The following is a 20127-nucleotide window of genomic DNA, read 5'->3' as shown; positions in this document are numbered from 1 at the left end:
GCCGATCCCACTCCCAGCACACGCACGAGACCACGATGCTTAAGAAAAAGACGCGCGGCGGCAGCGATTTTCAGACTCATCATCGCAGTACGATGCTCGCGCGGCAGTTGCCCGCGTGGCGTTCGCAACTCGTGGTGATCGGCCTTGCCGCGGCTTTTTTCGCGCTCGCCGGACGAGCGGCGTGGGTGCAGGTGGTCGACCGCGAGTTCTATATCGGCGAAGGTCAGAAGCGCTATCAGCGCACGCTCTCCTTGCAGGCGACGCGCGGCAAGATAGTGGACCGTCACGGCGCCATGCTCGCCGTCAGCCTGTCGACGTATGAAGTCTGGGCAAGCCCGAAACTCTTCGACGGCACGCGCGGCGACGACATCGCCCAACTGCTCGGCATGCCCGCGCGCGATTTGCAAAGACGCGTCGAAACCGGCCGCAGCTTCGTGTTGCTCCGGCGGCAAGTGGAGGCCGAGACAGCGGAGAAGATCGCGCAGATTGGGCGCGCGGGCATCACGCTCGTGCCGGACACCAAGCGCTTTTATCCGGAAGGCGAATCGGCGGCGCATATCGTCGGCTTCACCGACAACGAGGACAACGGTCAGGAAGGCGTCGAACTCGCGGCGAACGCGCGTCTGACAGGCGAAGCGGGTCAGCGCGAAGTGATTCGCGACAGGCTCGGGCGCGTGATCTCGCAGATCGGCGAGCCCGACTTGCCGCAAAACGGCGAGACCATTGCGCTCACCATCGACCGGCGCATTCAGCAGCTTGCGCATACGCATCTGAAGGCGGCGATTGCGAAGCATCGGGCGCGCGCGGGCAGTGTCGTCGTGCTCGACGCCAAGACCGGCGAAGTGCTCGCGCTCGCCAACTATCCGACCTTCGATCCGAACGACCGCAGCCATTTGACCGGAGAGCAACTGCGCAATCGCGCGCTCACCGATACCTTCGAGCCCGGCTCCACCATCAAGCCGCTGGTCGCCGCGTTGTCCATCGACCTTGGCAAGACGCGGCCGGAGACGCGCATCGATACGTCGCCCGGCACGCTCAAGATCGGCCCGAACGTGATCCACGATACGTCGAATCACGGCGTCATCACCGTGTCGGAGGCGGTGCAGATGTCGAGCAACGTCGCGCTCACGAAGCTCGCGCTGCAGATTCCCGCGCAGACCATCTGGGACAAGTACCGCGATTACGGCATCGGCCGCGCGCCGGAGCTGACTTTTCCGGGCGCGGCGGTCGGCAGGTTGCGCGCGCCCGAGCGCTGGAAGCCGATCGAGCAGGCGACCATGGCTTATGGCTACGGCATGTCGCTGTCGCTCGTGCAGATTGCGCAGATCTATACGGCCTATGCTGGCGACGGGCGCTTTCACGCAGCCACGCTGATTCAGGGCGAAACGCGCCGCGACCCGTTGCAGGTCACGAAGCCCGCCACCGCGAAGGCCGTGCGCAACATGCTGGAAATGGCGATGGGACCGAACGGCACCGGCCGCGCCGCCGCGGTCGAAGGCTATCGCGTGGGCGGCAAGACCGGCACGGCGAGGAAGCAGATCGGGCGGTCGTATGCGGCGAACAAGTATCGCGCGTCGTTCGTCGGCATCGCGCCGATGAGCGATCCACGCGTGATCGTCGCGGTAATGATCGACGAGCCGTCGGGCACGACGTATTACGGCGGGACAGTGGCGGGGCCGGTGTTCTCTGGCATCGTCGGCGCGACGTTGCCATTGCTGGGCGTGCCGCCGGATGCTTGAGCGGGCGCGCACATTGCTGCCCATTCATCGAGCGCGAACCTTGCCGCATGGCCGCCTTATCGAACTGTAAAGGCCCTGTGCTCTAATGCGGGTTCGCAGAGAACAACGGTCATTCGGGAGACTCATGAAGAAATTTGTCGCGGCGCTAGCGCTGCCTTTGCTCATTACCGCGTGCGGCCGTTTTCATAATGCCGATGCCGGGCAACCCGAAGTCGAAGCCGCATCCACGGATAACCGGGTCGGCGAAATCGTCCAGTGCATCACCGACGAAGCAAAGAAGCACGACACCAAATACAAGTCGACGCCAATCCCGCAAGGCACCATGCTCGAATTCGGCGATTCGAACGTCGTCAAGGTCCGCTACGACAACGGCGAGACCACGTACCGCTTTTATCCCGGCGAGCGCCACGCATCGAATCTTTGGATCGAAGGCGCTGGCAAGAAGTGCGCGCCCTGAGTTCAAATGCGCTCGACCAAAGCCATCAACGCCGTCGAACGGCTTAAAACGCGTAGCGGCAACGCGCACTATGCGGCCGTCTCCATGCCCGGCGGCTACTTCTATCTGGTCGAACGATCGGCGGAAGGCTCGCGCAAGATCTCCGAGCCAATGCCAATGGACGATTTCGTCGCCTTCGTCAACGCGCGCGAGCCCGGCAAGCCGCGCAAGGTCAGCAAGCTCGACGAGGCGCTCGAAGCGCAGATCAGCCGCAGCGGCAAGCGCGCGTCCGAGTAGCAGTTTCGTCGTCGCGGGTAGTCCCGCATCCTTCCGAATCTCATCAGCCCTTTGCGCGGCGCAGCGCACATAGCGCCGCACCGCGCCTGCTTGAATGTGCGATGCCAGACGGAGCGCCGCCTCGCCGTTTGCGACTATTTTTTAACGATTCGCAAGGCGTTGACATGGGGATGTCGTCGCCGCACGCGTCGTGAAAACAAAGACGAGTAAGGGGCGCTCACGACGGTTCGACCAGAGCCGGCGTGGGTGATCGGGGTACGGGGTGAAGCGGCTACGGCGTAGCGCGACGATGAGCGATTTCATCGGGTGCTTGCCTGCCGAGAGGAAGACCACAAATGAAAAAAAAGAAAAGTGAGACCAAGGGCAGTCTCTTGCCCTCGGCCATGGCGGATCTCGAACTTCAGCATATCGAGCGCGCAGTCGCGCAGCTTCGCACGATGAACAACCAGTCTTCCGGCACGCTCAATGTCGACTATTGGCGCGAGCGGCTTGCGGCGGTATCGGCGGGATTCGCGCTCGTGCCGGCGCAGAAGCAGCGCATCGAAGCGCTTTCGACGGCGCTCGATTCCGTGAGCAGCAAAGGGCCGAGCGGCCCGGGAAGCCGCAAGAAATCCACGAACAGGCTGTGGGCGAAAGCGGCCTAAAAACCGCTTTCGCCACTCGCGCCGGGCGGCGCGAAATTCCGCGCTTCAGCGCGCGCTATTGTCGTATTTGTTCGCGCGAAAGCTGCGCGAGGGGTTCTCGGTGCTCACTGCCGGGCATCGTTCCTGCTCGATGAAAGGTCATCGATTCATACAGGGAACGCCATGTCCAACACATCACACCGCACCTCGAAGATGGTCGCTGCTATTGTTGCCATCGGCACGACGGTGTTCAGCACTTACGGCTTTGCGCAGATCGTCCAGGGCTCCGGCTCCGACTCGCAAGACAGTCGCGCCTCTGATTCGACTTCGCGTGCGAATCCGGCGGGCGTGACGGTGCATGAGTCGCAAAAGCCGCAATCGAAGGATGCGGCGGGCGCGGCGCGAGGCCCCAGCGCCGGCAAGGATCACAAGACCGATGGCGCGGGCGGGTTCAACAACGGCCTATACGGCACGGGAGCTGGCAACAATAAATAAGGCGTGTGGTCGGATAGCGATCAGGGCGTTGCCGGTTACCCGACGCCCTGTGCCGCCTATCCGTTACTTCTCGCCTTGCGGCGTTCCCTCGATTTCCGGCGCAATGGCCGCGTGATTCACGATCGCCACGAGCGATATCCCGCCGAGCATATTGCCGATCACGGTCGGAATCATAAAGACCAGAAAGTAATCGCCGATACTCGCCGCGCCGATCATCACCGCATAGGCCGCTTCCACCGATCCCGCGATCACGTGCGTCAGCTTGCTCACGGCAACCGTATAAGTCACGATCAAAATGGTCAGCAGCCGCGCCGAGCGCGCGCTCGGCAGCAGCCAGACCATCAACGCGATCAGCCATCCTGAAAACACGCCGCGCACGAGCGTCACGCCGAAGTCGGCGGAAAACGGCATCTCGGCGACGTGGGCGAGCGCTTCGGTGACTTCCGGCGAGAAGACGCCCTTGATCTGCAGAATGCCCGCGAAAATTGCCGTGCCGACAAGGTTGAAGACGAGCACGATCGCCCAAAGCCGCAGTGTCTTGAACAGCGTCTTCATATCGCGGCGCGTGAGCACCGGCAACACAGCGGTCAGCGTGCTCTCGGTGAACAACTGCTGGCGTCCGAGCACGACGAACACGAAACCGATCGTATAGCCGAAGCTCGATACGAGCGAACGCCAACTCGTCTCCGGTAAAGAGCTTTCGAGAATTGCCTGGACGAGAAACGAGAAACCCATCGAAAGGCCGGCGGCAAGCGCCGACCACATCAGCGCGCCGAAGGTCCGCTCCATCGCCGCCTCGCCTTCTTCGCGGACGATTTCATGGACGACGAGCGCATGCGGCGTCGAATGCTCGGCCGCCTGTTCACGCTCGGCGTTATCGAGGTTGGGCGACTGTGCGCCAGCGGAACTTTCCTTGGGAGAAGCTTCGGTGGATGTTTCTTCTTGCTGCGCGCCGGGTTTCGGCTGTGACATGTTTTTCTCCCTGAAAGCCGCTCGATGCAGGGATCGGATGAGCGGCGGCGAAGCTTTCAAGCAGAAAGAATGCCCGACGAGTCAGTTTGAAGACATTTTCTAGCGGACGATGCCGCCATCGAGCGAATCATAGCCGCGCCACTTGTAGATCAGCGCTGAGATAAGCCAGCACGCGGCGAAGAGACCGACGATTGCATAACCAAACGCGCCGAAGTGTTCGGAAAGCACGGCGACCGCGTCCCACAGTCCGCCCTTCAGTTGCAACCGGTCGGCGATCAACCCGAGCGCTTCGATGCCGCCTATCAGCACCGCGATCAGCACCGAGACCAGCGTGACCGTGAGGTTGTAGTAGAGCTTGCGGATCGGCTTCATGAAAGCCCAGCCATAGGCGCCGACCATGAGCATGCTGTCGGCGGTATCGATGAGCGACATGCCCGCGGTGAAAAGCACCGGAAACACGAGGATCGACCACACCGGCATGCCGCGCGCGGCTTCCGCGGCGGCGATACCCATGAGGCCGATCTCGGTCGCCGTGTCGAAACCGAGTCCGAAGAGAAAGCCGAGCGGATACATATGCCAGCTTCGGCTGATGAGGCGGAAAAGCGGCCGGGCGATGCGCGCGATCGGTCCGCCGCCCGCCATCAGCAGATCGGCGTCGTCGTCGCGCCATGCTTCGCCGCGACGCACGCGCCTGAATGCGCGCCAGACGCCGCCCAGCACGAACAGATTCATCGCCGCGATGGCGAAGAGAAAAAGCGCGGAGACGGACGTCCCGATCACCGCGCCGATCTCACGATACTGCGCAAAGCGGCCCTGCACGGCGAACGCGGTCGCGGCAATGAGCGCGCTCGCCACCACGACGACCGTCGAATGGCCGAGCGAGAAGAAGATGCCGACGCCAAGCGGACGCTTACCCTGCTGCATCATTTTGCGCGTGACGTTATCGATGGCGGCGATGTGATCGGCATCCACGGCATGGCGCAGTCCGAGCGAATACGCCAGCAGCGACGTGCCGAGCAGCACCGGATAGTGCCGGAACGCGACGAGCGCCCAGAGCCACGCGAGCACATTGAAGACGATGAGCCCGGCAAACATGCGCGTCGACTTGCGTCGCAGACTGAAAGCGCCCATTCGCCCGGCAGTCTCGATGCCCGCGCTGTGACTCGGGTTAGCGTCTCTGTCGTGAAATCGGGACATGTCGGTGGATTTGGGGCCACAAAGGGTCAAAGGATACCGCGCTTCGATGGGCGGCCAATAATCGGCGCGGCCACTCCCGCGCGTTCGGCGCGTTCACCGGCAATCACGTGACCTGCCGCATATATGACTTTTTGCCTATTCCTATTCGCTGAGCGGGGAAAACATAGGCGGATTCATTGGTTGGGCGCATCGAAGCGCGCAGCTAGGATGGCACTTCGCTTATCCCGACTTTCGCCATGCCCCGCTATCTCGACGACGCGCAACGCGAGCAACTCCAGGAACAACGCGCGACGTGGCGCTGGCGCAGCGCGTGGCCGACGTGGCTCGTGATCGTCGCGGTGTACAGCGGCTGGTTCAGCGTGGCGCTCCATGCGCGCACGCTCGGCTTGCCGGTCACGCTCACGCTGCTCGCGGTGCTCTCGTGCTGGTATATGTCGCTGCAGCACGAACTGCTGCATGGACATCCCACGCGCTGGCCGCTCGTCAACATGCTTTTCGGCCTGGCGCCGCTCGCCGTGTGGTTTCCGTATGCGGTGTATCGCGACTCGCATCTGCGTCATCACGACGACGCGCATCTGACCGAGCCCGGCCGCGACCCGGAAAGCTATTACGTCACGCCGGAGCAGTGGGCCAATGCGGGCGTCGTATTGCGCGCGGCCCTCGCTGCCCGCAATACGTTCTTGGGCCGCGTGCTGATCGGTCCATGGTTCTCGATCGCCGCCTCGTGGCGCGAAGCCGCGCAGGCGGTCGCGCTGGGTCAATGGCGGATCGTCGCGAGCTGGCTCGTGCACGCAGCGTCGCTTGCCGCGCTTGCATGGTGGCTCGATGCCCGTTGCGGCATTCCGTGGCGCGCGTTTCTGTTCGGCGTCGGCTATGCATCGCTGGCGCTGGCTTCGGTGCGATCGTTTCAGGAGCATCGGGCGGAAGGCGATGCCCGCGAACGCACCGTTCTGAACGAGGCCGCGTGGCCTTGGCGACTGCTGTTTCTGAACAACAATTATCATTCGGTGCATCACGACTTGCCCGGCGTGCCGTGGTTTGCGCTGGGCGCGGTGTATCGGCAGCGGCGCGAAGCGTACGGCGCGAGCAATGGCGGATTTGTCGTGCGCGGGTACGGCGAGTGGATCAAAAAGCATGCGTTCGCGCGCGCGGTTTCACCGGTGCATCCGTTCGCGGGCGGGACGCGCGCGCCGGTGGAATGGATCGCCGATACCTCCGTCACGACGCGCACGAACGCGATGCAACGCGGCGCGGCCAAGCGCTTCGGGCAGCCGGTGCTGGTCAGGGCTGCGGCGTCCACGCGTGATTCGCGCTCGGCGAAGGTTTCGTAGCTCGGCCTGCGGTCGAGCCGCCCTGTACGATAGAGCGCTCTCGCTTCTCGCAAAGCTCACCCATGCAATGGATCACCGCGCTTCCGATGTATAACGTCACGCCCGCGCTGGCTACCGACTGGCGCGCGCTGCTGACGGACGTGGAAGCACGGGTGACAGACTGGCTGGACGAACGCGCTGACACGCTCGACATCGTCGATCCGGGCGCGGATCTCACCACTTTCTGGCAACGCGACGATCTGCTCCTGTCGCAAACCTGCGGTTATCCGCTCGTTCACGCGCTCGAAGGCCGCGTGCAACTCGTCGCCACGCCCAATTTCGATGTCCCCGGCTGCGCGAATGGCAGCTATCGCAGCGCGATCGTCGCCGGAAAGCACACGCAAGCGACGACGCTCGCCGACTGTCGCGGCCTCAGAGCCATCTACAACAGCGACGACTCCAACAGCGGCATGAACTTACTGCGTCACGCGGTCGCGCCGCTGGCCCGCGAGGGCCGCTTCTTCGCATCGGTCGAGCGAAGCGGCGGGCATCTGGCTTCGCTTCAAGCGCTCGCGACGGACCGAAGCGCGGATGTCGCCGCCATCGACTGCGTGACCTTTGCTTACGTGCGCGAACATGTGCCGGAACTAGCCGAAGGCGTCAGGGAAATCGGCGTGACGGCGAGTTCGCCCGCGCTGCCTTTTATCGCCTCGAAGCGGGTTCCGCAAGACGGCATCGAGCGGCTCGCCGCCGCGCTCGCGGATTCAGTACGCGACCATCCCGCGCTTGCGCAACGGCTGCGGCTCGACGGCTTCGTGCGCCCCACGCGCGCCGACTACGCGCCGATTCTCGACCTCGAACGCGATGCCATCGCGCAAGGCTATCCGCGGCTCGCCTGATCGCTTCGGCAAGAATCCCGCACATTCGGCACAATCGACTTTTAAACGCGAGGCATCGGCGCGGCTTGTCTGCCAGCCGGGCCTGAACGCTGACGGCCACGCTTCTCGCCGTCCCACGCATCCGGAACGTCGCAATGATCCCCTTCTCGCTTCTCGACCTCTCACCGATTCCGCTCGGCTCGACCGCCTCCGACGCCTTCGCGCATTCGCTCGACCTCGCCCGTCACGCGGAAAGCTGGGGCTATAACCGCTACTGGCTCGCTGAGCATCACAACATGACGGGCATCGCCAGCGCGGCGACGGCGGTCGTGATCGGCCATATCGCGGCGGGCACCAAGACCATTCGCGTCGGCTCGGGCGGCATCATGCTGCCGAATCACGCGCCGCTCGTCATCGCCGAACAGTTCGGCACGCTCGCGTCGCTGTTTCCGGGACGTATCGACTTGGGCCTCGGACGCGCGCCCGGCACTGACCAGACCACGGCTCGCGCGCTGCGTCGCGACTTGCAAGGCAGCGCCGACTCCTTCCCCGACGACGTCGTCGAACTGCAGCGTTTTTTCGCCGATCCCGTCGAGGGACAGCGCGTGCGCGCAGTGCCCGGCGCCGGTCTTCATGTGCCCATCTGGCTGCTCGGCTCGTCGCTCTTCAGCGCACAACTGGCGGCGGCGCTCGGGCTGCCGTTCGCGTTCGCGTCGCATTTCGCGCCGGATTATCTGCTGACCGCGCTGGAGGTGTATCGCACGCAGTTCCGGCCATCGGCGACGCTCAAGAAGCCTCACGCGATGGTCGGCGTGAACGTCTTCGCCGCTGATACCGTCGATGAAGCCCTCTTTCTATTTACCTCGCTGCAGCAGCAGTTCATCAATTTGCGGCGCGGCACGCCCGGCCAGTTGCCGCCGCCCGTCGACCAGATCGCGTGGAGCGAGGGCGAGCGCGCAGGCGTCGAGCGGTCGCTCGCGTGTTCGGTGGTCGGCGCGCGTGCGGATGTCGAAGCGGGTTTGCGCTCGGTGATCGAGCAGACTCAGGCCGACGAGTTGATCGTCACGGCGCAGATCTTCGATCATCGGGCGCGTCTGCGCTCGTTCGAGATCACGGCGGAAGTACGCGATTCGATTGCCGCCGGCGGTTGAATCGGCGCAACGACGAAGGCCGCACGACATTCGGGAAAGCCCCTACGCTTTACGCGCGCGCTTTTGACAGGCAATAATGAGACAGGCGGGGCGCGTGCGCGCTTCGCATCTGCTTATTCGCCGTGTCGGCCTTCGTCGTGCGCCCGAAATTCGTGCATGAGAGAGGAGGCGCGGCAAGACAACAACAAATACGTCGCAAGACGGGAGGAAGAATGTCGATGCCGAAAAGCGCCGCCACGGGCGCCATGACGCTCCTGACGGAATACGATGAATCGAGCGGCCAGGAAGTGCGTTCGCTGCGTCTTGAACCCGCATCCGACGGCAAGGCTGTTCTGCTGATCGAGATCGACGAGCGCAAGCCGGGTATTCATCGTGAAGTTCGTTATGAAATTACGCCCGCCGAACTGATTGCGGCAATTCGCGCGCACGGTGCGGAATTGCCGGGTGAACAACATAGTCGTTAAAACAATTTAATAGTTGGCGCAAGCAGCATACAATAGCGTTCAGGCGACGCATCAGCCGTTCGGGAAACCGGGCGGTTAGAGTGTCGCTTTCCCGCAGTTCGTAGCCTCCCGACGTGACCTCCCGCGCGCACTATAGTCGTGCGTCCGTCATGGCGATTCCCGCACGAGCCAATGTCCGAAGCCGGTATTACTGTTATATAGCCGACACAGCGGGGACATTAATCGGTGTGGGCGGCGCGTGTGATGGGATAAGCGCGGTCTGCGGTAAATACACTAATTGACGCACGTTTCACTGTGCGTCACGCTGGAAAAAACATATCAAACCTAGTCATCGAGCCGCCCCGGTCCGCGCGGGGCATCGGTTCGTCTTTCGCAAATCAAAAAGCTGAATCAGGAAAGCCGTGGACGAAAGAAAGCGAGACAGCATCATCGCGTATTTACGCAGCCGGATGGTCGAGTTCGGCATTACGGAAGGCGCGCTGGCCGAAGCATTGGCCGACGCACCAGCGGCCGAACCGCCGCCTACCTTTACCAAGACCAACGGCGCCAACGGTACGGCGAAGCCAGCTCGGGCCATGCCGCAATTGCCGTCACTGCCGCAATCCGGAGACGGCGCAGCGCCGATTTTCCGTAACGCCAGCGGCGACACGTGGGACGGCCTGGGCGACATGCCTGAATGGCTGAAGCGCGCCGTGCATGCCGGTCAGGATATCGAGTTTTATCGCGTGTAACGCCCTTCCTCGTTTCCCCGCCTTTCGGATACGCATGCACGGTGGCCAATAAACGCCATCATTATGCGTAGTCATTAAGCGCGATTCGTAAGGCATGGGCGTTTCGCCTTCGTCATTCTCACCTCAGGCCATGCAAGCGGAATGCTCCGCGTGCTTCTGCGCGCGCCGTTTTTTCGCAAAGACGGCGTGGTTAATCGCGCCCGCATTTGCCGACCGGCCGTGCATATTCGAAACGCACACGCATGCAATTGCGGAGCGCAGTGCGTGCGAAGCCTCGCGCATAGGCAATTCATCGCGAATAATCAAGCCTAAAAAATTTCGACGATGGTTCCCTTTCGCGGCGGAAAACGTTTATTGGTGGTGACCAGTACCCGGCTTTCCTGAAACCGCCGCCGTTTCGCGAACACTTCATCGTTACATCCAGCACACCGTTAGTACACCGCAAGTACGCCGAACAGGTCCCGCAGTCTTTGCTCGACAGGGGGAACGCATGAACGCTTACCGACGCCTCGCGCGCCACGATACCGAAACCGAAACTGATTGGCAGCTGCATCGACAGACGAGGAAGCGGAGCACGCGCTCAGACCTCGCCTTGCATCGCGGCTGACGTATAGCGTCCGCGAAACGCGTATCGAACGAGGAGCGCCATGTTGCCCCGGCCCACTACCCTGCCGAGCGTCGAGCGGCGTATGACAGCCGGGCGCATGTTGCTCGAAGGGGCATCGGTGCAGGCCGTGGCGGAGCATCTGCATCTGTCCTTGCAGACGGTGAAGCGTTACAAGGCAATCGTGTCCGATGGCGGGCTCGACGAGCTCGCGAAAATGGGCGTGGGCGGACGGGTATCGGTGCTGGACCGCGAGGCGCTCGAATGGATCGCGGCCGCCTTGCAGGGCCCGGCGCGCGTGCATGGTTTTGCGAGCGACGCGTGGACCAACTCGCGTCTGCGCGAACTGATCGAGCGGCGCTTCGGCGTGCGTTATTCGCGCGTCTATGTGTGGCAGATCGCGACCAATCTCGGGCTTGGGCATCTGCTGTCGAAGTCGCGACGCTGATGCCGGTGATGTTCACATATCAAAGGAGATGACCATGCTTCGAACTTCGCGTCGTGCAGGCAGTTCATGGATCGGATGCGCACTCGTCGCGCTTGCTTGTGGCTCGGCTTTGCCGGCTGCGGCGCAGGATGCCGCGTCGGAACCGCAAGCGCGAGCCGGGGCGGCGGTGGCGCAAGTGCAGGCGCATGTGGTTGGCATCGACCCGGTGACGAACAGCGTCGCGCTAAAAGGGCCGGCGGGGCGCGTCGTGGAAGTTGCCGTCAATCCGCAGGTCGCCGATGTCAAGAAGCTCAAGATAGGCGACACGGTGAACATCGAGTATCGCAACGCCGTGCTGATGCGCGCGGTCAAGGCGAAGCCGGGTGCGATTCGTGAGCGCGTCGACACGCAAGCGACCGTTCCGGCGACGAACGGCGTGACGGCGCAGGCGCGCACGGTGGAGATACTGGCGACGATTCAGCACATCGACAAGAAAAAGCGCGAGATCACGCTACGCGGCCCGACCCACACGGTGACGCTTGCGGTCGCGCCGGACTTATCGCTTGACGGCTTGAAGTCCGGCGATATGGTGCATGCGCAATTCGAATCGGCGACGGCCATTCAAGTGCTCAGGGACGGGCAGCCCTTACGCTGATCTTGACGCGCAATCGCCACGCTCCGGAAAGCCTTTGCGGATCAATGCGTTGGATGGGTCACGCAGCGGCTATCCACAGGGCTTTCAACAGAAACTGTGGATAGTTTCGTGGATGACCCATTTGCATACGCGAATAAAAAAGCCCCGCGACCGCGGGGCCAACCTCTCAGATTCCCACCACCCTTTCGACCTCAGAAATTGAAGTTATCGATATTCGCCGAATCGAACGTCGTAGGCGGCCCGAGAATCACTTCCCCGCTCTTTCCCACGGTCCGCTTGCCCAGCTTGCCGGCTTCGAAGGAATCGCCTTCCTTGCCCGTGATCGTGCCCGACGCAAGACTGGCCGCCGCGTACGCCGCGAGATAACCCAACTGACCCGGGTCCCACAACTGGAACGCCTTGACCGTGCCGTTCTTCACGAACGCGCGCATCTGGTTCGGCGTGCCGAGACCCGTCACCGTGACCTTGCCCTTGGCCGGCGAACTCGAGATATAACGCGCCGCCGCCGCGATGCCCACCGATGTCGGCGCCACGATGCCCTTCAGGTTCGGATAAGCCTGCAGCAGGCCCTGCGTCTCCACGAATGATTTTTGATCGTCATCGTTGCCGTAGGCGATCTTCACGAGTTTGATCTTCGAATACTCCGGCTTCTTCAGTTCGTCCTGCATCCATTTGATCCAGGTGTTTTGATTGGTCGCGTTGGGCGTCGCGGAGAGAATCGCGAATTCGCCTTCACCGCCAATCAGCTTCGACAGCAACTGGATCTGTCCACGTCCGATCGCTTCCGATTCGGCCTGATTCACGAAAATCTGCCGTCCGTCGGGCGCGGTGTCCGAGTCGAAAGTCACGACCTTGATGCCCTGCGACATCGCTTTTTTCAGATACGGCACGACCGCGTTGGCGTCGTTGGCGGCGATCACGATGGCGTTCTGCCGCTGCGTGATCAACGTGTTGATATAGCTCACCTGTGACGACGCGCCCGCATCCGACGGGCCGACGACCTTGCCATCGCCCTTGAATTCCTTGATCGCGGCCATGCCGCCGTCATCGGCAATGACTTCGTACGGGTTGTTGATCTGCTTGGGCAGGAAAGCGATCTTCAGCCCGCTCTTCAGCTCGGCGGCACTTGCGGCAAGCGCCACGGTCGCGGCCAGCAAAGCCGCCGCGAGCACCGGCCCGCGTGAGAATCGATACGGTTTTTTCATGTATGTCTCCTGTCATTGCGCGCGAGTTTTGCCTTTGGACAAACCGTTGCGCTGGTTATCAACGTTCTTCAATGCACCCTCGACCAGCCCTCAACACCTACGACGTCTGCGCCATGAAGCGTCTTTCACGCGCGGCCCGCCAGCGCGCGACCAGATTGGGAATTAGCACCGAGGACAGCAGCAGCGCCCCGGTCACGATAGTCAGTGTTTCGCTCGATACATCCGCGAGGGTCAGCGCATTGCGCAGCACGCCGATGATCACGAGCGACAGCAGCACGCCGATCATCGACCCGCGTCCGCCGAAGATGCTCACGCCGCCAAACAGCACCGCCGCGATCACGGACAACTCGAAGCCTTCGCCGTTGTCGCCGCGCGCACTGGTGAAACGCAGCGTATAGACGATGCCCGCGAGCGCCGCCATCGCGCCGGACAGCATGAAGAGCCTGATCTTGGTCTTCGCCACGTCGATGCCCGAAAACTGCGCGGCCGTGGGGTTCGCGCCGATGGCAAAGAGGCTGCGGCCGAACGGCGTCGCCTGCAACAGCACCGTGAAGACGAGCGCGCCCGCGATCACGAGAACGAAGGGCATCGGCAGGAAGGTATCCGCGATGGTATCGATGCCAAACGACGTGTACGACGCCGGAAAGTCCGCGATGGCCTGATCGCCGAGCAACACGTAAGCGAGACCCCGAAACAGCGCTAGCGTGCCGATGGTGACAGCAAGCGATGGCAGATTGAAGCGCACGATCACGAGCCCGTTGAGCAGCCCGGCCATCGTGCCCGCGACGAGCACGATGGCGATGACGAGCGGCATCGGCAAGCCCATGTGCCAAAGCACGCCCATCAACGCGCTCGACACGCCCAGCACCGACGCCACCGACAAATCGATTTCCGCCGCGACGATGATGAGCGTCATCGGCAAGGCGATCAGCGCGATCTCGGTGAAATCGGCGAGCATGTTCGAGAGGTTCGCGCCGGAAAGGAACATCGGCGAAAGCACGCGTCCGCCGATCAGCGAGACGACCAGCACGATGGCGAGCATCGCCTCCCATTGCAGATGACGGCGTTTTGCCGTGGAAAGAGCCGAGTCGGGTTTAGCCATGATCGCGTTTCCTCATCATGCGGCGCGCGACCGAGCGCGCGAGCAACGTATCCAGCGCGATCGCCGCGACGATCAGCGCGCCTTGAATGGCCTGCTGCCAGAACGGCGACACGCGCAACACCACGAGCGCGATGTTGATGACGCCCAGCACCAGCGCGCCAAGCGTCGCGCCCGCCACCGTGCCGACGCCGCCCGTGATCGCAACGCTGCCGACCACCGCCGCCGCGACCACCTGCAGCTCGATGCCCTTCGCCGTGCTGGCATCGACGGTGCCGAAACGCGCAAGCCACAGCACGCCCGCAAGGCCGGCGATCGCGCCGGACAGCAGGAAGCCGATCATCACGCGGCGGTCCACGCGAATGCCCGCGAGACGCGCGGCTTCGGGGTTCGAGCCGATGGCGTAATGCTCGCGGCCGCCGCGATACTGCTTCAGATACACCGACAACGCGATCAGCACGACGAGCGCGATCAACACGAGATTCGGCACGCCGAGCAGCGATCCGGTTGCGATCGTGGCGAAGCTATCCGGCAGACTCGTCGCGTTGATCTGGCCGCCGTGGACCCACGCGTAGTCCGCGCCGCGCACGATATACAGCGTCGAGAGCGTGGCGACGAGCGACGGCACGCGCCCGAAGGTGACGAGCGCGCCGTTCACCGCGCCGATCACGAGCCCGACGCCCATGCCCGCGCACATCGCGACGATCACCGGCATGTGCGGGTTCATCACGAAGAGGCTGCCGACCGCATATGCGCTCACGCCGACGATCGACGCCACCGACAGATCGATATGCCGCATCAGCATGACGATCGTCATGCCCGCCGTCAGCAAGCCGATGATCGACACATTCAGCAGCACGTCACGCAGATTCTGCAGATTCAGGAAGTCCGGCTTCACCGCAGCGGTCGCGCCAATCAGCACGAGCAGCACGATGAAGAGCGTGAGCTCGCGACTCTTCGCGATCGAACCCGCGAGACTCTCGCGTTTCGTTTCGGCGGCAGGCAGCGCGGGCATGGTGGGAGAGTGTCGTGTCATCATGCGGCGCGTCCCAGGGTTTGCGGCGATGCGCCCAACGCGGCGCTCATCACTCGTTCTTCGTTTGCATCGGCGCGAGCAATGTCGGCGCTGATACGGCCTTCGTGCATGACGAGCACGCGGTCCGCCATGCCGAGCACTTCGGGCAGCTCGCTTGAAATCATCAGCACGGCCATGCCCTCTTTCACGAGTTCGGCGAGCGTGCGATACACCTCGGCTTTCGCGCCCACGTCGATACCGCGCGTCGGTTCATCGATAATGAGCACCTTCGGATTCGTCGCGAGCCACTTGCCGAGCACGACCTTCTGCTGATTGCCGCCCGACAGCGTGCCGACGGGCGCATCGAGATCGCCGGCCTTGAGGCGCAGGCGCTTGCCCCAGTCGGCGGCGAGCGTCGATTCGCTTTTCGCGGAGATGAGCCCGTGCCGCATCAAGCGGCCGAGCACGGTGAGCGATGCATTGCGCGCGATGCTCAGTTCCAGCGCGAGCCCTTGCGCGCGGCGATCCTCCGGCACGAGTGCGAGGCCCGCGCGCACCGCTGCCGCCGGATGGCCGAGGGCGAGCGCCTTCCCCGCGATCTTCACTTCGCCGCCATCGACCGGATCGATGCCGAAGATGGCGCGCGCGACTTCGCTACGTCCCGCGCCGACGAGGCCCGCGAGCGCGACGATCTCGCCTGCGCGGACATCGAAGGAAATGTTCTTGAATACGCCTTCGCGCGTCAGGTTGCGGACCGAGAGACGCACGTCGCCGGGCTGCACGTCCGCCTTCGGATAGAACGTGTCGAGATCGCGGCCGACCATCTTGCTCACGATGGCATCGATGGTCATGTCGCTGGTGAGCGCGTCGTAGACCTTCATGCCGTCGCGCATGATGGTCATGCGCTGCGTCAGCGCGAAGACTTCGTCGAGCCTGTGCGTGATGAAGAGGATCGCGACATCGCGCTCACGCAGCGCACGCACGATGGCGAAGAGCCGCTCCACTTCCGTTAGCGAGAGCGCGGCGGTGGGCTCGTCCATGATGAGCACGTTGGCGTCGAGCGAAAGCGCCTTGGCGATCTCGACCACTTGCTGGTCCGCGATCGACAAGCCTCGCACGAGCCGTTGCGCGCGCAGGTTCACGCCGAGCGACGCGAGCAACGCATCGACTTCGCGATGCATTTCGTCGTAGCGTATGCGTCCGAGCCGGTCGCGCGGCTGCCGGCCCATGTAGATGTTCTCCGCGATGGAAAGGTCCGCGAACAGCGTCGGCTCCTGATAGATGACGGCGAGACCGGCATCGCGTGCCTCGGCGGGATTGGCGAAGCGGCGCGGTTCGCCATCGACCAGAATCTCGCCTGCATCCGGCTGATACACGCCGGCGAGCAGTTTGACGAGCGTGGATTTACCCGCGCCGTTTTCGCCGAGCAACGCGTGGACTTCGCCCGCGAAGAGTTGCAGGCTGCCGTCGCCCAATGCGCGCACGCGGCCGAACGCCTTGCTCGCGTGCCGCAATTCGAGTCTTGCCGGCTTGTTGGTTGTCATGCGCTGTCTCCTGTTTGTCGGCCGAAGCTGGCGCTCGCTCCGGCCTGTGCAACGCCGTGGACCTTGGCGTTGCGCCTGAGCACTTACGCAGGTTTCACGCGACGCTTCGATCAAGTCCGACGCCAGTTCCGGTCTTCGAACGTTGCTATCAAATACAGTAAATCCGCTCCGCATTACGCACGAATAGTGCTTGCTTTTCGCTGTCGCTCGCGTCGCTCACGATCTGCGCGTAGGCGTTCCACAACTGTTTGTAAGTACCGAAAAGCCTGTCGACCGGGAAGTTCGATGCGAACATCGCGCGGCCGACGCCGAAGGTATCGATGGTTTCGAGCACATACGGCCGGAAGCTCTCCACTGTCCATTCGTGATCGAGCATGGCGAAGCCGCTCAGCTTCACCGCGACGTTCGGACAAGCCGCGAGCGCACGCATGCCGTCGCGCCACGCGCGATATCCTTCGACCGAAGACCGGTCCACGAACATCCCCGCATGATTGACGATGAACTGCGTGTTTGCATGTTCGCGCGCGAGTTGCGCGGCATCGTTCATCTGCGACGGATAAAGCTGCAAGTCGAACGACATGCCGAAGCGCTCGAGCAACGCGAAGTTCCGGCGCCACCGAGGCTCGTGCATGAAGTGCCGCCCGACGTAGTCATACAACGGATTTTCGTGCACGTTGAGAATCTGTCGGATGCCGCGCGTGTTGGCGATGGCCGCGTGCGCTTCGAGCACGGCGGGCGCATCGTCGGCCGACAAATCCGCGCCCGCCACGATGCCGTTCGGCATGCCGCGGCCGGTGTCGTCGGCGAGTCCTTGCAGCCAGCGCGTTTCCTCGACAGGATCGGCGGGATCGTGGTTCGCATCGACGTGCACGATCTTCAGCACTTCGATGTCGCCGGCATCGCGCAACAGATCGGCGAGCAGATAGTCATGCTTCAAATCGCGCGCGTCGCCGACAAACGATGTCTGCGGATTCGCCAGCCACGGATAGTGATGCGTGGACAAATCCCACAAGTGGATATGCGGATCGACGACCTGCATGATGGTGTTCCTCACGAGCTTGGAAATGCGCGATTACGGAAGATGAAAGACGGGCGCAAGCGGCACGGCAACAGGCGCGTTGTCCGCATGCGTTTCCATCAGCTCGGCCATGTAGTCCCACCATTTGCGCATGATGGGCAAGTGCGGCAACGCGTCGGTCGAATGCGTGCCGGTGCGTTTGTAGGTCGCGAACAGATGTCCGGTCGCTTCGTCGAGAAAAATCCAGTAGTCGCGGATGCCCGCTGCAACGAGCGCATCGGCCAGTTCGGGCCATATCTCGCGATGGCGCTTCTCGTATTCCTCGCGCATGCCCGGCTTCAGGGTCATGCGAAATGCCATTGTCTCCATGGCAGACCGCCTGATTTTGTTTAGTGAGCCCGAATGTTCGCGGCTCGTTGTGCTGCGACTATAATTCGCCGACCGATAACACGACAATCCGAAAGAAGGATTGGCCGATCGCAAATGCGTATCGGTTTGAAGCTACTGCGTTGCATCACCGCGGACCGACAATGAATCAGAACGTCTCACAGGTGGCGCTCGTCAATCGCCTGAAATTCAAGCATCTGGCGCTGCTCGTCGCGCTCGACGACGCGCGCAATCTGCACCAGGCCGCCGACGCCATCAACGTCGCGCAGCCGAGCGCGAGCCGCATGCTCGCCGATATCGAGGAAGCGTTCGGCTTCCTGCTCTTCGAGCGCAACGCGCGCGGCATGCAGCCGACGCCGCTCGGCATGTCCGCGCTCGCCTACGCGCGCCGCTCGCTCGCCGACCTCACCCGCTTCGCCGACGACCTCGACAACAAACGCCGTGGCGGACATGGCCAACTCACGGTCGGCGCGATCATGGGCGCCGCGCCCGACGTGCTCGCCATGGCCGTCACCGAACTCAAGTCGGAGCGGCCGCTGCTCAACGTGCGCATCCTCGGCGAAACCAGCGACCAGGTCGTGCAACTGCTGCATCGCCGCGAAGTCGATCTCGCGCTCGGCCGTCTCACCACGCCTTTGCAGCACAACGACTTCGATTTCGAACCGCTTGCGCGCGAAGCCATGCGGCTCGTCGTGCGCGCCAGACATCCACTCGTTTCGAAGACGACGCTCGCGCTCGATACACTCGTCGGCTGGCCGTGGATCCTCCAGCCGATCACGAGTCCCGCGCGTCATCTCTTCGAGGATGAACTCGCGCGTGCCGGGCTCACCACGCCTGCCGATATCGTGGAATGCGCGTCTATCTTCGCGACGCTGCAACTGCTGCAAAACAGCGACGCCGTCGCAATGCTGCCGGAATCCGTCGTGCGCGATTATCTGCGCGCGCAATTGCTGGTGGAACTGCCCATTGAAATCGGCAAGAGTCTGTCGGGCTTCGGCTTGCTGCGCCGCAAGTTCGAGACGCTCTCCGAACCCGCCGAATACTTCATCGCGCTGTTGCGCAAGTATTCGGCGTCGTCGCTCGCGGTCACTGCAGGTTGACGAAGAGACCGCCATCCACGAGCAGCGACGCGCCCGTCACGTAACGCGCGCGATCCGATGCCAGAAACACGACGCACTGCGCCACATCGTCCGGTTCACCGAGTCTTCCGAGCGGAATGCGCTTTTCCATATAGGCGCGCTTTTCCGTATCGGACAAGTCTTCGGCGTTGAGGTCGGTGGCGATGGTGCCCGGCATCACCGAATTGCAGCGGATGCCGTAGGGGCCGAGCGCGATGGCGCACGATTGCATCAGCGAATGCACACCCGCCTTGGTCGGCGTGTAATGCGTCTGCATGCCGCCGCCGACGAGCGCGCTGATCGAACTCGTCGCGATGATCGCGCCGCCCGTGCCCTGATCCTTCATCTGATTCGCCGCGGCCTGCGTCACGTAGAACGCGCCGTTCAGGTTCACCGCGACCGTGGTTTCATAGACCGATGGCGGCATGTCGAGAAACGCATGGAACGGACAGATGCCCGCGTTGCTCGACAGCACGTCGACGCGCCCGAAGGCGTCCACCGTGCGGCGCACGAGTTCGCGGCCGGTCTCGTGTTCGGCGACATTGCCTTCGACCGCAATCGCGCGACGGCCGAGCGCCTCGATCTCGCGCAGGATCGACTCGACGGCGTAGCCCTTGCCGTACGACTTGTCGTTGTCGCCCCAATAGTTGATCGCGACGTTCGCGCCTTCGCGCGCGCTCGCCAGCGCGATCGCCCGGCCGATGCCGCGCGAGCCGCCCGTCACGATCACCACTTTGTCTTTCAACAGCATGAACGTTTCCT

Annotated in this window: 22 protein-coding genes; 13 read left to right on the top strand and 9 right to left on the bottom strand. The window is 63.1% G+C overall.

The genetic code is table 11. The annotated features are described in order from the left end of the window. Positions 1-35: 35 nt before the first annotated feature. The 5 genes from NCR40_RS16120 to NCR40_RS16100 all read left to right on the top strand — a co-directional run bounded on the left by NCR40_RS16120 (position 36) and on the right by NCR40_RS16100 (position 3590). On the top strand, positions 36-1739 hold the full coding sequence (locus NCR40_RS16120; protein WP_250466788.1) for a peptidoglycan D,D-transpeptidase FtsI family protein: 1704 nt from the start codon (positions 36-38) through the stop codon (positions 1737-1739). A 124-nt stretch (positions 1740-1863) separates the two neighbouring features. Beyond that, positions 1864-2196: a hypothetical protein gene (locus NCR40_RS16115; RefSeq protein WP_250509951.1), complete on the top strand. Its 333-nt coding sequence runs from the start codon at positions 1864-1866 to the stop codon at positions 2194-2196. Positions 2197-2202: 6 nt separating this feature from the next. Then, positions 2203-2472 (top strand): hypothetical protein, encoded by a 270-nt coding sequence (locus NCR40_RS16110; RefSeq protein WP_250509950.1) that lies wholly within the window; start codon positions 2203-2205, stop codon positions 2470-2472. Positions 2473-2807: 335 nt separating this feature from the next. Further along, a complete protein-coding gene (locus NCR40_RS16105; RefSeq protein WP_244828399.1) occupies positions 2808-3116 on the top strand; it encodes a hypothetical protein in 309 nt (102 codons plus the stop codon). A 162-nt stretch (positions 3117-3278) separates the two neighbouring features. Continuing rightward, entirely contained in the window at positions 3279-3590 is a 312-nt protein-coding gene (locus NCR40_RS16100; protein ID WP_250466784.1) for a beta-xylosidase, read from the top strand. A gap of 63 nt (positions 3591-3653) precedes the next feature. Here the strand turns inward: NCR40_RS16100 and NCR40_RS16095 are convergent, their stop codons facing one another. Further along, a complete protein-coding gene (locus NCR40_RS16095) occupies positions 3654-4562 on the bottom strand; it encodes a formate/nitrite transporter family protein (RefSeq protein WP_244828402.1) in 909 nt (302 codons plus the stop codon). 99 nt (positions 4563-4661) lie between these two features. After that, complete coding sequence (locus NCR40_RS16090; protein ID WP_250509949.1) at positions 4662-5693, bottom strand: HoxN/HupN/NixA family nickel/cobalt transporter; 1032 nt, start codon at positions 5691-5693, stop codon at positions 4662-4664. Positions 5694-5995: 302 nt separating this feature from the next. Here NCR40_RS16090 and NCR40_RS16085 point away from each other — a divergent pair, with 302 nt between their 5' ends. From NCR40_RS16085 to NCR40_RS16055, 7 genes are all read left to right on the top strand, one after another. Continuing rightward, a complete protein-coding gene (locus NCR40_RS16085; RefSeq protein WP_250509948.1) occupies positions 5996-7090 on the top strand; it encodes a fatty acid desaturase in 1095 nt (364 codons plus the stop codon). Between the two features lie 62 nt (positions 7091-7152). Then, positions 7153-7968: a phosphate/phosphite/phosphonate ABC transporter substrate-binding protein gene (locus NCR40_RS16080; protein ID WP_250509947.1), complete on the top strand. Its 816-nt coding sequence runs from the start codon at positions 7153-7155 to the stop codon at positions 7966-7968. Between the two features lie 134 nt (positions 7969-8102). After that, positions 8103-9098 carry a luciferase-like monooxygenase gene (locus NCR40_RS16075; RefSeq protein ID WP_250493262.1) on the top strand — a complete coding sequence of 332 codons (996 nt, stop codon included), beginning with the start codon at positions 8103-8105 and terminating at the stop codon, positions 9096-9098. A gap of 212 nt (positions 9099-9310) precedes the next feature. Next, entirely contained in the window at positions 9311-9562 is a 252-nt protein-coding gene (locus tag NCR40_RS16070; RefSeq protein ID WP_370652151.1) for a hypothetical protein, read from the top strand. A gap of 401 nt (positions 9563-9963) precedes the next feature. Then, entirely contained in the window at positions 9964-10293 is a 330-nt protein-coding gene (locus tag NCR40_RS16065; protein ID WP_244828406.1) for an H-NS family nucleoid-associated regulatory protein, read from the top strand. Positions 10294-10940: 647 nt separating this feature from the next. Beyond that, on the top strand, positions 10941-11345 hold the full coding sequence (locus NCR40_RS16060) for a helix-turn-helix domain-containing protein (RefSeq protein ID WP_244828407.1): 405 nt from the start codon (positions 10941-10943) through the stop codon (positions 11343-11345). Between the two features lie 34 nt (positions 11346-11379). Next, positions 11380-11979: a hypothetical protein gene (locus NCR40_RS16055; RefSeq protein ID WP_244828408.1), complete on the top strand. Its 600-nt coding sequence runs from the start codon at positions 11380-11382 to the stop codon at positions 11977-11979. Positions 11980-12170: 191 nt separating this feature from the next. On the opposite strand, the gene rhaS is transcribed toward NCR40_RS16055, so the two are convergent. The 6 genes from rhaS to NCR40_RS16025 all read right to left on the bottom strand — a co-directional run bounded on the left by rhaS (position 12171) and on the right by NCR40_RS16025 (position 18229). Further along, complete coding sequence (gene rhaS / locus NCR40_RS16050; protein WP_244828410.1) at positions 12171-13184, bottom strand: rhamnose ABC transporter substrate-binding protein; 1014 nt, start codon at positions 13182-13184, stop codon at positions 12171-12173. A 97-nt stretch (positions 13185-13281) separates the two neighbouring features. After that, on the bottom strand, positions 13282-14286 hold the full coding sequence (locus tag NCR40_RS16045; RefSeq protein WP_250509946.1) for an ABC transporter permease: 1005 nt from the start codon (positions 14284-14286) through the stop codon (positions 13282-13284). Further along, positions 14279-15319: an ABC transporter permease gene (locus tag NCR40_RS16040; protein ID WP_404989444.1), complete on the bottom strand. Its 1041-nt coding sequence runs from the start codon at positions 15317-15319 to the stop codon at positions 14279-14281. Before NCR40_RS16040 ends, NCR40_RS16045 begins: the two co-directional genes overlap by 8 nt. Then, the gene (locus tag NCR40_RS16035; protein WP_250509945.1) at positions 15319-16842 is read right to left on the bottom strand and encodes a sugar ABC transporter ATP-binding protein; all 1524 of its coding nucleotides are present in this window, start codon (positions 16840-16842) and stop codon (positions 15319-15321) included. Before NCR40_RS16035 ends, NCR40_RS16040 begins: the two co-directional genes overlap by 1 nt. A gap of 148 nt (positions 16843-16990) precedes the next feature. Beyond that, entirely contained in the window at positions 16991-17881 is an 891-nt protein-coding gene (locus tag NCR40_RS16030; protein WP_250509944.1) for an amidohydrolase family protein, read from the bottom strand. A 33-nt stretch (positions 17882-17914) separates the two neighbouring features. Beyond that, complete coding sequence (locus NCR40_RS16025) at positions 17915-18229, bottom strand: L-rhamnose mutarotase (RefSeq protein ID WP_250466771.1); 315 nt, start codon at positions 18227-18229, stop codon at positions 17915-17917. Positions 18230-18390: 161 nt separating this feature from the next. Here NCR40_RS16025 and NCR40_RS16020 point away from each other — a divergent pair, with 161 nt between their 5' ends. After that, the gene (locus tag NCR40_RS16020) at positions 18391-19347 is read left to right on the top strand and encodes a LysR family transcriptional regulator (protein ID WP_250509943.1); all 957 of its coding nucleotides are present in this window, start codon (positions 18391-18393) and stop codon (positions 19345-19347) included. On the opposite strand, the gene lra1 is transcribed toward NCR40_RS16020, so the two are convergent. Then, positions 19334-20116, bottom strand: coding sequence for an L-rhamnose 1-dehydrogenase Lra1 (lra1, locus tag NCR40_RS16015; protein WP_244828419.1), 783 nt, complete (start codon positions 20114-20116; stop codon positions 19334-19336). The two genes, NCR40_RS16020 and lra1, sit on opposite strands and share 14 nt — an antisense overlap. Positions 20117-20127 lie beyond the last annotated feature (11 nt).

The sequence above is a fragment of the Caballeronia sp. GACF4 genome (genome assembly GCF_023631025.1).
Classification (GTDB): Bacteria; Pseudomonadota; Gammaproteobacteria; order Burkholderiales; family Burkholderiaceae; genus Caballeronia.
Note: the sequence above shows the minus strand (reverse complement) of the source record. Positions and strands in the feature narration are given on the sequence as shown.

What these genes read in the sequence shown, in the direction of transcription:
- NCR40_RS16120 (WP_250466788.1), top strand. Translation starts at nt 36, where the DNA reads ATGCTTAAGAAAAAGACGCGCGGCGGCAGCGATTTTCAGACTCATCAT.
- NCR40_RS16115 (WP_250509951.1), top strand. Translation starts at nt 1,864, where the DNA reads ATGAAGAAATTTGTCGCGGCGCTAGCGCTGCCTTTGCTCATTACCGCG.
- NCR40_RS16110 (WP_250509950.1), top strand. Translation starts at nt 2,203, where the DNA reads ATGCGCTCGACCAAAGCCATCAACGCCGTCGAACGGCTTAAAACGCGT.
- NCR40_RS16105 (WP_244828399.1), top strand. Translation starts at nt 2,808, where the DNA reads ATGAAAAAAAAGAAAAGTGAGACCAAGGGCAGTCTCTTGCCCTCGGCC.
- NCR40_RS16100 (WP_250466784.1), top strand. Translation starts at nt 3,279, where the DNA reads ATGTCCAACACATCACACCGCACCTCGAAGATGGTCGCTGCTATTGTT.
- NCR40_RS16095 (WP_244828402.1), bottom strand. Translation starts at nt 4,562, where the DNA reads ATGTCACAGCCGAAACCCGGCGCGCAGCAAGAAGAAACATCCACCGAA.
- NCR40_RS16090 (WP_250509949.1), bottom strand. Translation starts at nt 5,693, where the DNA reads ATGGGCGCTTTCAGTCTGCGACGCAAGTCGACGCGCATGTTTGCCGGG.
- NCR40_RS16085 (WP_250509948.1), top strand. Translation starts at nt 5,996, where the DNA reads ATGCCCCGCTATCTCGACGACGCGCAACGCGAGCAACTCCAGGAACAA.
- NCR40_RS16080 (WP_250509947.1), top strand. Translation starts at nt 7,153, where the DNA reads ATGCAATGGATCACCGCGCTTCCGATGTATAACGTCACGCCCGCGCTG.
- NCR40_RS16075 (WP_250493262.1), top strand. Translation starts at nt 8,103, where the DNA reads ATGATCCCCTTCTCGCTTCTCGACCTCTCACCGATTCCGCTCGGCTCG.
- NCR40_RS16070 (WP_370652151.1), top strand. Translation starts at nt 9,311, where the DNA reads ATGTCGATGCCGAAAAGCGCCGCCACGGGCGCCATGACGCTCCTGACG.
- NCR40_RS16060 (WP_244828407.1), top strand. Translation starts at nt 10,941, where the DNA reads ATGTTGCCCCGGCCCACTACCCTGCCGAGCGTCGAGCGGCGTATGACA.
- NCR40_RS16055 (WP_244828408.1), top strand. Translation starts at nt 11,380, where the DNA reads ATGCTTCGAACTTCGCGTCGTGCAGGCAGTTCATGGATCGGATGCGCA.
- rhaS (WP_244828410.1), bottom strand. Translation starts at nt 13,184, where the DNA reads ATGAAAAAACCGTATCGATTCTCACGCGGGCCGGTGCTCGCGGCGGCT.
- NCR40_RS16045 (WP_250509946.1), bottom strand. Translation starts at nt 14,286, where the DNA reads ATGGCTAAACCCGACTCGGCTCTTTCCACGGCAAAACGCCGTCATCTG.
- NCR40_RS16040 (WP_404989444.1), bottom strand. Translation starts at nt 15,319, where the DNA reads ATGACACGACACTCTCCCACCATGCCCGCGCTGCCTGCCGCCGAAACG.
- NCR40_RS16035 (WP_250509945.1), bottom strand. Translation starts at nt 16,842, where the DNA reads ATGACAACCAACAAGCCGGCAAGACTCGAATTGCGGCACGCGAGCAAG.
- NCR40_RS16030 (WP_250509944.1), bottom strand. Translation starts at nt 17,881, where the DNA reads ATGCAGGTCGTCGATCCGCATATCCACTTGTGGGATTTGTCCACGCAT.
- NCR40_RS16025 (WP_250466771.1), bottom strand. Translation starts at nt 18,229, where the DNA reads ATGGAGACAATGGCATTTCGCATGACCCTGAAGCCGGGCATGCGCGAG.
- NCR40_RS16020 (WP_250509943.1), top strand. Translation starts at nt 18,391, where the DNA reads ATGAATCAGAACGTCTCACAGGTGGCGCTCGTCAATCGCCTGAAATTC.
- lra1 (WP_244828419.1), bottom strand. Translation starts at nt 20,116, where the DNA reads ATGCTGTTGAAAGACAAAGTGGTGATCGTGACGGGCGGCTCGCGCGGC.